The sequence below is a fragment of the Streptosporangium saharense genome, assembly GCF_014203715.1.
GTDB lineage: Bacteria > Actinomycetota > Actinomycetes > Streptosporangiales > Streptosporangiaceae > Streptosporangium > Streptosporangium saharense.
Map to the genome: position 1 here is coordinate 190,321 of NZ_JACHJP010000005.1, position 13,127 is coordinate 203,447.

A 13,127-nucleotide genomic window follows, 5' to 3' on the forward strand; every position below is an offset into this window, starting at 1 on the left:
ATCGGAAGCGGCCTTCTGCGTTGCTGGGTGACTACGCCGTACGGGAACCAGGAATGTGGGGGCCAGGTTGCACGGTGCTGCTGTGAAGGCGTTTCCCTCCGAACTGGGCGCCGAGGTCGAGCAGGTCGTGCGACTGCTGGTGCCCTCCCGCCATGCGTCGATGGATGGCTTTGACGTGTCGGTGCGGGGACAGTGGTTGCGGATCCCGTACCGGATCTATGAGGACCCGCCCTCGTCTGGAGCGATGGACGACCTCGGCGAGGTGGCCCGGGGAATCTTGGACTGCCTGCTCACCCGCCATCACAGCGGTTACGTGCGCCAGCAGCACGTGAAGAAGGTGATCTCCATTGACGCGGACTGGGGAGTGCCGTTCGTCGTCACCCTGGTTGGTGAGTACGTCATCGAGATCGTTGATGTAATCAGGATGGGCCTCACCGAGCTGGATACCCCCGGTACTTGGCAACGACAGCGGTACGGGCACTTCGCGGCCGACAACCCCGCCTTCATGACGTTGACGCGGCAGCGTGCCGCCAGCTACTGGAGTTGCTACCACCGTTGGAGGTTTCCGAAGCTCAGCCACTACCCGGGTGCCCAGGTGCTCGCGTCCCTCCACTCCGCAGCCACTGAGCTCCAGGACGGCCGTACGGTCGCCACCAACCCACCTGACCTGCCGGCCGACGACGTTGGTTACCGTCGCCTGCCGGCAGGTCGGGTGGGGGAGGTGGACTGACGGGCGCGGTGGCGGCGTACCGCGTCCCGGTTGGCGCACGGCTGGGAGCAGTAACGCTGCCGTGCGGTGCGTGAGGTGTCCGCGAAGATCGTCTCGCAACCCGCGGCGGCACACCGTCCGAGCCGGTCCATGCCCCGGTTGACGAGGTGCATTGCCGTCCCCACGGAGATCAGCGCGAACAGTACCGCGCCAAGCGGCTGCAGGTCGTCGCGATAGTGCAGGTGCCAGCCATGGGCGTGGTCGGTCAGCCGGGGGTAGGCGGCCGACCTGGCCAGCATCTCGTTGACGAGCTTGGCCTTCTCGCGCTCGTCCGTGGCATCGACGACGTTCGTCCAGGCGTCGATGACGGCGAGGGTCTGGTCGAGATCCGACGGTTCGACGGGGCGTTCCAGCACCAGACCGGCCGCGCGGCAGCGATCGGCGAGTTCGTCGGCGCTCGCCGGTGGGCGGTTCGCCAGTTCTGCGGCGAAGTTCACCACATCCGCTCCGTAAGGGTTGAGATGCATAAGCTCATTACATCAGCCTGTACGCCGTGACGCGAACAGCAACAGAAAATGACATTCCAGAACTCGTCCGCCTTCGGGCACTGCTCTTCGACGACCTCGGCGGCGACTTCTTCAACCCCGCGAACGCCGATGACGACTGGCGCGACGCGCTCGCACGCGTTTTCCAGCGGAAGCTGACCGAACCCGACTGCCGGATCCTGGTCGTGGACGGCGACACCGGCTTGGCCGCCTGCGGCATCGGCACGATCGAACAGTGGTTCCCCGGCCCCCACTCCCGCAACGGGAGGATCGGCCACGTCATAGGCATGGTCACCGACCCGACGTACCGGCGGCGTGGGCACGGCCGGGCGATCATGCTCGGTCTGCTCGACTGGTTTCGCGACCGCGACGCCGTACGGGTCGACCTCACCGCCTCCCGCGAGGCGGAACCGCTCTACCGGCGGCTCGGTTTCTTCGGCCACCCCGACCCCCTGCTGTGCTGGAAGCCGTGAGGACATCGCAGTACCGCTGGGTCATTCTGGGGGTCGCGACCTTCACTCAGACCGCGGCTGCGTTCTTCGTGCAGGGCATCGGCGCGATGAGCGTCCACCTGCGACGGGACCTGGAGCTGAACACGACCCAACTGGGTCTGCTGCTGTCGGCGGCTCAGCTCCTTCCTCTGGCCGGACTACCCGTGGCGGGACGACTGCTGGACCGCCACGCCGAACGCTGGGTCGTCGGGATCGGTGCTCTTGTGGTCGCCGTCGCGTTGGCCGCCGGCAGCGCGGCCCCGGGGTATGTCTCCTTGCTCGTCGTCCTGCTGATCGTCGGTGCGGGATACAGCACCGTTCAGCCGGGTGGCAGTAAATCGGTGGCGTCCTGGTTCGACGCCTCGCAGCGTGGCTTGGCCATGGGTATCCGCCAGGCGGGACTCCCGCTCGGTGGTGTCCTCGCCGCCCTCACACTTCCCGCACTGGCGACGGCCTTCGGCTGGAGGTCGACGCTCGTGGTCGGTGCGCTCGTCGCGCTGTCAGGCGCCGTCGCCTTCATGACCTTCTATCGGCGCCCACCGGATCAACGCCCCATGGTGACCGCGTCCCGCGTGCGGCTGGAACTGCTCCGCGAGCCGTACATGAAGAAGATCATCTTGTCCGGTACGAGTATGGTGTCGGTGCACGGTGGCCTGGGCGTTCTCACCGTGCTGTACCTGCACGAGGTGACGTCCGTGACCCCCGTCTCGGCGGTCCTGGTCTACGTCGCGGTCCAGTGCGCGGGCGCGCTGGGCCGTGTCTGCCTGGCGGCCTGGAGCGACCGCCACGGATCCGGCCGTTACGCCTGCGTCCTGACATGCCTGGCCGCCGTGATCATCGGGATGGCCGCGTTGACGACTCCCATCGGCCGCTCCCCGGTCGCGGCCTGTCTGGTCTTCGTCTGGCTCGGCTTCTTCGGAATCGGCTGGTACGGCCCCTGGGTCGCCTACGCCGCCGAATCGGCGCCGCCGGACCACACCGGATTCGCCCTCGGCCTGGCCATGGCCGTCAACCAGGTGGCGGTCGTTCTGGCGCCACCCGCGCTTGGCCTGCTCACGGACCTGACCGGCGGTTTCGCGGCGGCCTGGGCTCTGCTCGCCGTGCTGACCGCTGTCACCCTGGCGATGACGGCCCGGCTGTGATGTCGAGCCCTGGCGACCGGGTTCGGCGCCGAAGCGTCAGGTGTGGCGCTTTGCTAGGCTCAGTTTAGGTCTAAACTGAATGGGGATTGGCATGACGCGCACGATCGTGGTCAGCGGTGGCGGTACCGGTATTGGTAAGGCGGTGGCAGCGCGCTTCGCGGCCGATGGGGACCGGGTGGTGATTGTCGGTCGGCGGGTCGACGTGCTGGAGAAGGTGGCCAAGGAGATCGGCGGCACCGCGCTGCCTGCCGACCTGAGTGAGCCGGCCGGGGTCGAGCGAGTGCGTGCCGACCTGGTCGAACGTTTCGGCACGATCGACGTGCTGGTCAACAACGCGGGTGGCAACGTCGAAGGGCGCGGTGGTTCCGATGATGTCGTGGGGCGTTGGACGGGCAACTTCCGGGCCAACGTGTTGACGTCGGTGCTGCCGACCGAGGCCTTTCGCGATCTGCTGAACCCGTCGGGGCGGATCGTGTTCATCTCCTCGATCGCGGCCTTCCGTGGCTCGGGCGGCACCTCCTACGGCCCGATGAAGGCGGCCCTGCACCCGTACGCGTTCGACCTCGCCGCCGCTCTCGGGCCACGCGGCATCACGGTGAATGTGGTCGCCCCGGGGTTCATCGAGGACACCGAGTTCTTCGGCGACGCCCTGGATGACAACCGCCGCGCGATGCTCGTCGGGCAGACCCAGACGGGCCGACCCGGGACGCCGCAGGACGTCGCGGAGACCGTGCACTGGCTCGCCTCGCCCGGTGGCGGGCACGTCACCGCGCAGATCATCCAGGTGAACGGCGGCGCGGAACGTGGCCGCTGACCCGCCACGCGATGGTGCCGACGTCATCCAAGACGCCTGGCGGCGTGAGTTGCCCGGCGTGCCGGTGGAGTCGATCGGGGTGATCACCCGGATCTGGTGGGCGGCCAAGGTGTTCGGCGACGAGCGCCGCCGTCTCCTCGCGAACCTGGGCATCGATGTCGCCGTGCTGGATCTGCTGTCCACGCTGCGACGCGCTGGCACGCCGTACCGGATGAGTCCGAGCGAGCTGGCCGACGCGTGCATGGTGACGCGCGGTGCGATCACGCAGCGCGTGGAGCGAGCGGTCAGGGCGGGGCTGGTCGAACGGACCACCGCCGGGTCGGGTTACCACGCGCGTGCGGTCACCCTCACCGACGCGGGCAACGCCCTGCTTGACCGCGTTGTCGCCGACCTGCTCGCGGCGGAGGACCGCCTCATCGGCCACCTCGCGCCCGAACGCCGTGACCAGCTCGCCGGTTTGCTGCGTGAACTGCTCGCCGGACTCGGCGGCCCGAGCCTGACCGGGCAGGTTGGGGACTGACGCTCGCACGTTCGGACAGAACCTGCGCCAAGGATCTGGCCACGGCGATCGGGTGTCATGGCCCGGCATGTCTGGAGACTTCGAACGCCGTTGAGGCAGGTAACCGAGGTTGACGGGATCCCGTCCGATCATTGTGATCAGGCGGGATCTCGTCGTTTCCGAGGTTCTTGGGCCGTCAGCCAAGCTGGTTCCGGCTCGTGCGGAGGGCGACAGGCCAGGCCGTACGCGACCATTGTGTTGATCGAGACGCGCCAGTCCGAAACCGCGCCTCAGGTCAGGTCTCCACGCTACGCGGGCGGCTGGAGGACGGTGACCACGTGGGTGGTCTTCGCTGGCTTCATGGTCGAGTTGCCGACCAAGCTGACGGTGTACGTGTGTTCGCCAGCCGTGGTCGGCGTGTCGGAGAAGCTGAACGAACCGTCGGCGGCAGGGCGCAACTTCACCAGGCTCTTGGAGGTGACGGTGCCGTCCGGGCTGACGACCTTGCGCGAGACGGTGACGGTCGTCTGCGGGAAGGTGATGCCGTCGGCGCCGAAGGTGCCGTTGACGTCAAGCCGTTCGCCGACGTTGCCCGTCGCCGGTCCGGTCACGGTGAGCGTCGGCTCGTACAGGGCCACCGTGACGGTCACCGAGGAGCCGCTACCCCGGAACCATGAGTTGCCCGGCCAGTACACCTGATATCCGAACGTCCCGGTGGACGGTGGGGCGTCGGTGAACCGGTAGGTCCCGTCCGCCGCCGTGGTGATCTCCTGGAACGGCCTGGAGGTGCCGTCGGGGAGCGAGCTGTACAGTTCGAGCGTCTGTACGCCGGGTGGCAGTCCGCTGCTCAGTGTGAGCTGCCCGGTGAAGGTCGACTGCTTGAGCGTGGTCACCTTGGCGGGAGCCGTCAGGGTCAGCGTGGAGGAGTGGTAGGGCGAGGGCGGCAGCCGCCAGAGGTGCATCCGCCCGGTGCCGGGCTCTTTCAGGACCGCGAAGGTGAGCGTGCCGTAGAACTCGATGCTGCCCGCAACCACCGTCTTCCCCTGGTGGGCGGCCGTGTAGACGACCTCCGAGGTGGTCGTGTCGTACACCACGAGCTCGGCCGCGTCGCCCGCGGAGGAGTTCCAGCCGCCCACGGCGTAGGCGCCGTTCGGGCTGGCCCCGATGGCGGTGGGGATGCCGTGCCCGCCGAATCCGTTGCTGTCGTAGGCGCGGCCTCGCGTCAGGGCCGTCGTGTACCAGGAGTCGAACCGGCGGGTGTCGTCCAGCGCCGTCAGCGCCGTCGCCCCGTGCTCGGCGAGTGCGAGATCCCGCAGCCCGTTCGCCTCTCCGGGGAACTCGCCGCGTGACGTGGCGGGCGTGGTGCTGATGTCGTACACCCTGACCGTGGTTCCCGGCTCCCCGGCCACCAGCGTGTTTCCGGCGACGGCGACGAGTGGAGCCCGGGTCGTGGCCGGCCCGACCCGGACGGGGGTTGGGGTCGCCTCCGACGTGGTGAGGCCGAGAACGCCTCCCTCTCCCGCTTCGCCGCAGCCGAAACCGATCCACAGCCGGTCGTACTCCTGCGCCAGGCTCGACGGGCACGGGTAGGCGGTGAGGTCGATGCGCTTGGTGATGGCGAGCGTGACGATGTCGATCTCGATCACTTCGTGCGAATCGCGCAGTGCCGCGTACACCTTCCTTCCCGCCTTGGGCGCGGCCAGGGCGACAGCGCCGGACAGGCCGGGGACCGTGCCGATGACCTTGCCGTCGATGGACGCGACCACGATCTGGTCGTCGGCGGCGACGAAGACCTTCTTGCTGCGCGCCACCACGTCTCCACCCCTCCCGGCGACGCCGAGGTCGGTGATGATCGCGGGGACCGCCGCGTTCGAGGCGGTGGGCGTCTGAGTGACGAGCAGGGCCGTCGCCAGGAGCAGGGACCCGGCCCAGGCGACTAATCGGCGAGGTAGAGGAGCGCAGCGCACAGATACTCCGTTCTGGAGGAGAGGGGAGAGCACCCCGGCATGACCACGGGGCTCGCTCCCGTTGGCGATCTTCATAAATCGAACACATATTCGCATGGCGTTGGATTGTCGTCCAGGGCGTTGGTCGGTCCGGCAACGGCTTCGACGGGAGAGCCGCCTGCGAGTCCCACGGTTCTTCCACGTCGTGGATGTGTCTTGGCCCCGCGCGTGTTCAACTGCCCGGTACCGCGCCCCACGGCGATCAACTGATGCCCCGCCTCCACGAGCGCCTGCCGAGGAACCGCCCGTCGTGGATGGCACGGGAAACGATCTTCGGGTGCGTCTGTTCCGTGTCGTTCCTGGGTCTCCAGTTGGGGAGCTGTTCTGGGTGCCTCCTGGTGGAGGGGTGAAGGAGGGCGAGTGGGGGCCGTGCCTGTGGGTCTTCGAAACGGACGTGCTGTGGGGTGGCGAACCCGTGCGGTACTTCCTCGCGCGGGCTTACGGCACGGCGACCATCACCCGCGTCCACCTGGAGCCGAGCGAACAGCAGGGGATCATTGGGGGTCCCTGGCCGAGCTCGTCGAGGCCGAGGCCCCGGAGGAGACCCTGCGGCCCGTGGGGCTTCCCGAGCTGCTGGCCGGTAGGTAGTCCCGCGCGTTCCTGAGAGCGCGGAAGCGTTTCGCGGGCACCGGGCAGGTGGCGGTTAGGATCCGCGCATGTCCCGTTTCGAGGTGACCACCCTGGTTCTCGCGCCTCCGTCGGTCGTCTTCGACACGTCCTTGTCGGTCGAGGCGCACACCTCTTCCATGCGCGACTCGGGCGAGAGGGCGGTCGCGGGGGTTACCTCCGGGCGGCTCTCCCTGGGCGACCAGGTCACGTGGCGGGCGCGGCACCTCGGCCTCACATGGCACCTGACCTCGACGATCAGTGCCTACATCCGGCCCTCGTACTTTGTCGACGAACAGGTGAGCGGCCCGTTTCGGTACTGGCGCCACGAGCACACCTTCGAATCGACGCGGGACGGTGACAGCGGCGTCGAGGCGACCCTCATGAAAGACGTCGTCGAGTTCGCCGCACCCGCCGGTCCATTGGGCACCTTCGCCGAGGCCCTCGTCCTGCGCCGTTACATGACCAAGCTGATCCTGCTGCGTAACACGCACCTCAAGCAGGCGATCGAAACCACCATGCGGTGACAGACTTCGAGGCCGGGTCAGCCAGGGCCATGGCCGTCTGGGTGTCCAGTTCCCAGCCTTTCGTGTAGGCCGCACCGAATGCCTCCTCGCCCAGGGTGGTCTGGGCGCGGTGGGTGAGGTCGCGGATCCGCGGATCGGTGTGGTCGTGCGCGCCTCGCAGGCGGGCGGCGGCGCCGAGCCGTACGGCCGCCTCGTGGTGCCGTCCGCGTGCTGCGGCGAGTGTGGCGGCGGTCACCGCCACCGGTGACAGGGTCGGCAGTTCCCGGGTCGCCAGCGCGGCGGCGTATGCCTCCCGCAGTGCCTTGTCGGCGCCGGGCAGGTCGCCCAGTGCCAGGCAGAGCGCGGCCCGTGCGTTGCCGACCAGCGCCCGGGCGTGGTCCGTGGGAAACGCGGCGTCGGCGAGCAGGTCGGCCGCCCTGTCCAGGTCGCCGAGCCGTACTCGGAAGTCGGCTTCCCGCGCGTTGATCAGGACCAGCATCTCCGCCGAGGACGCGTGCAGCGCCCGCTCCCGGGCTGAGTCGATCATGGCCATAGCCTGCTCGGTCTCGCCGCGCCGGAGGTGCACGTCGATCCAGCGCAGGTCGCCGTAGAACCGGTCGCCGAGGCTGAGCGCGCCGAACTCGCCCGCCAGAGTCTGGGCCTCGCGCAGGTCGGACAGCGCGCCGTCGAGGTCGTCGTATCGCCGCAGTCGAGCACGTACCGGCAGCGTGGCGGCCCGGCCCCAACGGTCACCGGCCTGCTCGAAGCGGGTCAGGGCCGCCTCCGCGTGGACGCGCATCCGGTCGAGCGCGCCCATGGTCTCGGCGATCTCGGCCAGGAACATGTGGGCCAGCCCGGACAGCCACACGTCGTCGCCGTCGGCCAATTGCTGGAAGATCGCGAGTGCGGCCTGCTCCTCCTGGAGGAAGAGCAGGACCGGGCCGAACACGCGGTAGTGGCCCGGCAGCTCAGGATGCGCGAGCAGCCGGTCGGCCAGCTCACGCATCTCCGCCCGGTCGTCCGCGGCCTCTCCCGTGGTGATTCCGGACAGGATGTCCGCCCGGTTGAGCAGGTAGGCGGCCCGGGCGCAGTCACGCTCGGGCGTCGGCCCGCCGCCGGGCACCGCCAGGACCTCGCCCAGCCAGTAGGCGGCGTCGGAGTGGCGGCCGAACATCTGCCAGTACCAGATCAGGGTCAGGGCGAGGGTGGTCGCGCCGGGGGAGTCGTGGGTGGCGCACAGGTGACGCAGGGCGGCGAGCGTGTTGTCGTACTCGGCGCCGATGATCTCCATGGCCGTCAGCTGGCCTGGCCCGCGCAGCCGAGGGTCGTGGCGGGCCATCAGCTCGGCGAAATGGACGGCGGCCAGGTCGCGGGCCGTACGGAGGTCGCCGGTTTCGGTAAGGCGGCCGACGCCGTACTCGCGGATGGTTTCGAGCATGCGGTAACGGCCGGTGCCGGGCGCGAGCTGCAGCAGCGACCGATCGACGAGGGCGGCGAGCAGCTCGGGGATCTCGGCGGCGGGTACGGCGGTGCCGACGCAGACGGCGGTGGCTGAGGCGGGGGTGACGCCGCCGGGCAGGACGGAGATCCGTTCCGCGACGACGCGTTCGTGCTCGCTGAGCAGCTCCCAGCTCCAGGCGATGATCGCACGCAGCGTACGGTGCCGGGGTGGGGCGGTGCGGCTGCCGGTGGTGAGCAGCCGGAACCGGTCGGAGAGCCCGTCGGCCAGGTCGGGCAGCGACAGCGTCCGCAACCGGGCGGCTGCCAGCTCAAGGGCCAGCGGCATGCCGTCCAGGCCGCGCACCACGCGCACGATGTCGGGCAGCGTGGTCTCTTCGAGGTCGAAACCGGGTCGTACGGCGGCGGCCCGCTCGATGAACAGACGAACCGATGGCGTTCCTCCGGCCTGTTCGACGTCGTCGTCCGGGTCGGGCAGCGTGAGCGGGGCCAGCGGCACGAGCGCCTCGCCGTCGACCGCGAGGGGTTCGCGGCTGGTGGCGAGCACGCGCAGCCCGGGGCAGCGGGGGAGCAGCGTCGCGACCAGGTGGGCCACGGCGTCGATCAGGTGCTCGCAGTTGTCGATCAGCAGCAGGCACTCCTGGCTGACGAGAACGTCCAGTTCGTCACTCTCGACTCGCCTGCGGGCGTCGAGCATCGCGCCGCCCCGCAGCCCGATCCCGGCGAGTACGGCGGTGGCGATCTTCGCCGGTTCGGTGACGGACGCGAGGTCGATGAGCCAGGCGCCGTCGCGGTACTCGTGGCGGTGGCGGCGGGCGGCCTCCAGCGCGAGCCGGGTCTTCCCCGCGCCACCGGGGCCGAGGACGGTGACCAGGCGTCCGGTGGCGAGCAGGTCGCCGACGCGCGTGAGGTCGTCGTCGCGGCCGATGAAACTGGTCAGCGGCAGGGGCAGGTTGTTGTTCGGAACCCTCGGATTTTCGACCGGGGTGGGGTGCAGCAGACGCAGATGGCGTTCCCGCAGGGCGGTGCCCGGGTCGGCGCCGAGGGCGTCGGCCAGGGACTGACGGACCCGCTCGTGGACGGCCAGCGCCTCGGCCTGACGCCCCTGGGCGGCGAGCGCGTCCATCAGCAGCGCGGCCGCCCGCTCATGGACCGGCTGCTCGGCCAGCACCACGGTCAGCCGGTCGGCGGCGGCCTCGGCCAGGCCCAGCGACACCTCGGCCTCGGCGAGGTCGGCGACCGCCTCGATGGACAGATGCGCCAGCCGGGTCGCGACCGTGGGCGCGACGGCCGCGATGATCGCGGGTTCGGTGCCGGGACGGTCGCCCCACAACGCCATGGCCTCGGTGAGCGCGGTGCTCGCGGCTTCCGGGTCGCCCGCCCGCAGCCTCTCCCGGCCGGTGGCGGTGAGCCGCTCGAAGCGCAGCGCGTCCACGTCGACCGGGTCCACCGCCAGCCGGTAGCCGCCCGCGCCCTGCGTGACCACGTCACGGGTGGCACCGGTCCGGGTGAGCGTACGGCGCAGCCGGGAGACGAGGGTCTGCAGGGCGGGGCCGGGGCCGGACGGCGGCTTCTCGGCCCAGATCGCGTCGACCAGCACGCCCGGTTCGACCGCGCGGCCACCGGTGAGCGCCAACCGGACGAGCAGACCCTGCAACCGGGCGCCGGGAACGGGCAGGACGGTGCCGCCGCAAGAGACCTGGAACGCGCCGAGCAGCGTGATGCGAAGTCGTGCTGCCCCGTCCATCCCCCAATCTTCGCGCGCCCCGGAGCGTGTCAGCGCCGTGTTTGTCCCGTGTCAGTGACCCGCCCCAGTCTTCGCATGCCGTACAAACACGAACAACGGAGGCGACAGATGATCGAGACGAACAGCGGCTGGGTGCGGAGCTGGGGTGCCTCGCCGCAGGCGGTCCACGACGGGCTCGGTTCGTTCGAGGACCACCCGCCCCTCGCCGACGTGACCCTGCGCCAGGTGGTGCGTGTCAGCGGTGGTGGGCATCGGGTGCGGGTCCGCTTCACCAACGAGTTCGGGACCGGGCCCCTCAGCATCGGCGCGGCGCGGGTGGGCCTCGCGACGCCCGGTGGCGGGGTTCGGCCGGGCAGCGAGCGCGTGCTGACCTTCTCCGGCGCGTCGGCCGTCACGGTTCCGGCGGGTGCGCCGGTCCTCAGCGATCCGGTCGATCTGCTCCTGCCCGCGCTCGCCAAGCTGTCCATCAGCCTCTACCTGCCGGAACGGGTGGAGACCTGCACCTGCCACGACCCCGGTTTGGAGACCGGCTGGATGATCCCGGGCGACGCCGTCGCCGTCCCCGTCGTGCCGGAGAACGCCGAGGTTCTGCCGGTGCGGGCCCTGATCTCCGCCGTCGAGCTGCTCACCGACGGCCCGGCCAGGACCATCGTGGTGGTGGGCGACTCCCGGGTCGACGGCACCGGATCGACCCCGGACACCAACCACAGCTGGCCGGAACTGCTGGCCGAACGTCTCGCCTCGCAGGGCGCGGCAGCCGGTTACATCTCCAACCAGGGCATCAGCGGCAACCGGCTGCTCAACAACGGCATCGGTGTCGCCGTTCTGGCCCGCTTCGACCGTGATGTGCTGGCGACGCCCGGTCTCGGCCACGTGGTGCTCTCCTCGGGGGGCGACATCGCGATCTCCTTCGCCCCGCGCGACGACTCCCTGGCCGATTTCCTGAGGATGTTCCCCGGGGCGCCGGTGACGGCGGACGACGTCATCGCGGGCTACCGACAACTGGCCGCCCGGGCGCGCGAACGCGGCGTGCGGGTCTACGCCACCACGATCCCGCCCTACGGGGACGCGGAGACCTACACGCCGGAGGGCGAGCGCGCACGTCAGACGGTCAACGAGTGGATTCGTGCCGGGGGTGCCTTCGACGCCGTGCTGGACTTCGACGCCGTCTGGCGCGACCCGGACCGCCCGAGCCGGATCAGGGAGGAATTCCACAGCGGGGATTATCTGCACGGCAGTGACGCGGGTTATCAGGCTCTGGCTGACTCCGTGGATCTGTCGCTGTTCGACTGAACGGTCTTCAGACTCGCGGGGCTCAGTTGGAACCGACGTTGTCCACGACTCCCACGACGTCCGAAATCGCGATCGTGCCGCGTTCGGGGGCGTCCCGATAGGCGCGTGAGTCCGCGGACACGTCACGGTTGTCGCCCATGATCCAGAGCCGGTCCGGTGGCACGTCGATCTCGAAGGTCACGGCGGAGGCGGGGCTCGCGGACACGTACGGCTCAGGCAGCGGACGCCCGTCCACCACCACCTTTCCTGTGGTGTCGCAACAGCTGACGGAGCTTCCGGGGACGCCGATGATCCGTGCTGTGAGAAAGTCGGCATCCAGTTGGGGTTCCTGGTCGAGCCAATATGTGGGTGGCCGATAGACGACGACCTCGCCGATTTTCGGTAAGTAATTCTCGTCGACCGTGCGAGCGGTGATGTGTTGGCCTTTCCTGATGGTGGGTTCCATCGTGATGCTTCCGGACCGGAAACCTTTTCTTCCCACGACATTTTCGACCGCGCCGCAGGCGGTGGTGGAAACGATAAGTAACACCGCGAGCAAGATTCTCAGTTCTCTGAATGCCATTCGGACATTATCCAAAACAGAATGAACCGATGATGGAAAGGTCGCAGGCGTAGGCGTCGGGGGGTGCGTTCAGGGCCCAGACGATCATCGCGGCCAGGGACCGAGGTTGGATGCACAGGTCGGGGTCGTACGGGCGGCCGAAGGCGTGTCTGACCTCTCCCAGCAGGTCGGTCGCCGTCCCTCCGGGAAAGACCGTGGTGACGCGCACCCCGTGGGCCGCCTCCTCCGCGCGCAGTGACTCGGCCAGTTCCCGCAGCGCCGCCTTGCTGGCGACGAACGCCGACCAGCGGGGGACACCGGTCATCCCGGGGGAGGCGTTGACGAAGATCACGTGGCCCTTGGAGCGGCGCAACGCGGGCAGCGTCAGCCGTACCAGCTCGGCGGCGGAGGCCGCGTTCACCGCCAGCGTCCGCCGCCACGTCTCGGGATCGGTCTCGGCGACGGTCTCGACGGGGGAGATCCCCGCGCAGTGCACCAGCGCCTGTATGTCCTCCAGCTCTCCTGCGGCTTTCCCCAGGGCGGCGGCCAGCGTCGCGGGTTCGGCGAGGTCGGCCTCGATCCCCGGCACGCCGAGCCGCCCGACGTCACGCCCCAGGGCGACCACCCGGTGCCCGGCCTCCACGAGCGCCCCGACCAACGCCCTCCCTATCCCTCCGGTGGCCCCGGTCACCAGTACGTTTCCCACGAGGTTCCTCCTGTCGAACCGGTGATCGTTCGCAGCAGGGTACTGACCGGTTCGGTGGGAGTCG

Annotated in this window: 12 protein-coding genes; 7 read left to right on the top strand and 5 right to left on the bottom strand. The window is 69.6% G+C overall.

Features of this window, described 5'->3' with window-relative positions; all coding sequences use genetic code 11:
- The first annotated feature begins 82 nt into the window (after positions 1-82).
- Complete coding sequence (locus tag FHS44_RS23930; protein WP_184718333.1) at positions 83-730, top strand: hypothetical protein; 648 nt, start codon at positions 83-85, stop codon at positions 728-730.
- Here FHS44_RS23930 and FHS44_RS23935 read toward each other — a convergent pair.
- Positions 688-1,206 (bottom strand): CGNR zinc finger domain-containing protein, encoded by a 519-nt coding sequence (locus FHS44_RS23935; RefSeq protein ID WP_312863786.1) that lies wholly within the window; start codon positions 1,204-1,206, stop codon positions 688-690. The two genes, FHS44_RS23930 and FHS44_RS23935, sit on opposite strands and share 43 nt — an antisense overlap.
- A gap of 56 nt (positions 1,207-1,262) precedes the next feature.
- Here FHS44_RS23935 and FHS44_RS23940 point away from each other — a divergent pair, with 56 nt between their 5' ends.
- The 4 genes from FHS44_RS23940 (at position 1,263) to FHS44_RS23955 (ending at position 4,221) form a co-directional block, all read left to right on the top strand.
- On the top strand, positions 1,263-1,727 hold the full coding sequence (locus FHS44_RS23940; RefSeq protein ID WP_184718337.1) for a GNAT family N-acetyltransferase: 465 nt from the start codon (positions 1,263-1,265) through the stop codon (positions 1,725-1,727).
- Positions 1,724-2,887 (top strand): MFS transporter, encoded by a 1,164-nt coding sequence (locus FHS44_RS23945; protein WP_312863787.1) that lies wholly within the window; start codon positions 1,724-1,726, stop codon positions 2,885-2,887. The genes FHS44_RS23940 and FHS44_RS23945 overlap by 4 nt, the downstream gene beginning before the upstream one ends.
- A 91-nt stretch (positions 2,888-2,978) precedes the next feature.
- Positions 2,979-3,701 carry an SDR family NAD(P)-dependent oxidoreductase gene (locus tag FHS44_RS23950; RefSeq protein ID WP_184718339.1) on the top strand — a complete coding sequence of 241 codons (723 nt, stop codon included), beginning with the start codon at positions 2,979-2,981 and terminating at the stop codon, positions 3,699-3,701.
- Between the two features lie 58 nt (positions 3,702-3,759).
- Positions 3,760-4,221, top strand: coding sequence for a MarR family winged helix-turn-helix transcriptional regulator (locus FHS44_RS23955; RefSeq protein ID WP_312863788.1), 462 nt, complete (start codon positions 3,760-3,762; stop codon positions 4,219-4,221).
- Positions 4,222-4,508: 287 nt separating this feature from the next.
- On the opposite strand, the gene FHS44_RS23960 is transcribed toward FHS44_RS23955, so the two are convergent.
- Positions 4,509-6,167, bottom strand: a complete 1,659-nt coding sequence (locus FHS44_RS23960) for a YncE family protein (RefSeq protein ID WP_184718343.1) — start codon at positions 6,165-6,167, stop codon at positions 4,509-4,511.
- A 695-nt stretch (positions 6,168-6,862) separates the two neighbouring features.
- On the opposite strand from FHS44_RS23960, the gene FHS44_RS23965 reads away from it, so the two are divergent.
- Entirely contained in the window at positions 6,863-7,339 is a 477-nt protein-coding gene (locus tag FHS44_RS23965) for an SRPBCC family protein (protein ID WP_184718345.1), read from the top strand.
- Here FHS44_RS23965 and FHS44_RS23970 read toward each other — a convergent pair.
- Positions 7,308-10,523: an ATP-binding protein gene (locus tag FHS44_RS23970; protein WP_184718347.1), complete on the bottom strand. Its 3,216-nt coding sequence runs from the start codon at positions 10,521-10,523 to the stop codon at positions 7,308-7,310. The two genes, FHS44_RS23965 and FHS44_RS23970, sit on opposite strands and share 32 nt — an antisense overlap.
- A gap of 108 nt (positions 10,524-10,631) precedes the next feature.
- Here FHS44_RS23970 and FHS44_RS23975 point away from each other — a divergent pair, with 108 nt between their 5' ends.
- On the top strand, positions 10,632-11,816 hold the full coding sequence (locus tag FHS44_RS23975) for an SGNH/GDSL hydrolase family protein (protein ID WP_184718349.1): 1,185 nt from the start codon (positions 10,632-10,634) through the stop codon (positions 11,814-11,816).
- 22 nt (positions 11,817-11,838) lie between these two features.
- On the opposite strand, the gene lepB is transcribed toward FHS44_RS23975, so the two are convergent.
- Positions 11,839-12,378, bottom strand: a complete 540-nt coding sequence (gene lepB / locus FHS44_RS23980; protein WP_184718351.1) for a signal peptidase I — start codon at positions 12,376-12,378, stop codon at positions 11,839-11,841.
- Between the two features lie 7 nt (positions 12,379-12,385).
- Positions 12,386-13,063 carry an SDR family NAD(P)-dependent oxidoreductase gene (locus FHS44_RS23985; protein ID WP_312863789.1) on the bottom strand — a complete coding sequence of 226 codons (678 nt, stop codon included), beginning with the start codon at positions 13,061-13,063 and terminating at the stop codon, positions 12,386-12,388.
- Positions 13,064-13,127: the final 64 nt, after the last annotated feature.

Bases quoted from the DNA above. Each gene is read 5' to 3' on its own strand.
- FHS44_RS23950 (WP_184718339.1), top strand. From the start codon at position 2,979: ATGACGCGCACGATCGTGGTCAGCGGTGGCGGTACCGGTATTGGTAAG.
- FHS44_RS23965 (WP_184718345.1), top strand. From the start codon at position 6,863: ATGTCCCGTTTCGAGGTGACCACCCTGGTTCTCGCGCCTCCGTCGGTC.
- lepB (WP_184718351.1), bottom strand. From the start codon at position 12,378: ATGGCATTCAGAGAACTGAGAATCTTGCTCGCGGTGTTACTTATCGTT.
- FHS44_RS23975 (WP_184718349.1), top strand. From the start codon at position 10,632: ATGATCGAGACGAACAGCGGCTGGGTGCGGAGCTGGGGTGCCTCGCCG.
- FHS44_RS23970 (WP_184718347.1), bottom strand. From the start codon at position 10,523: ATGGACGGGGCAGCACGACTTCGCATCACGCTGCTCGGCGCGTTCCAG.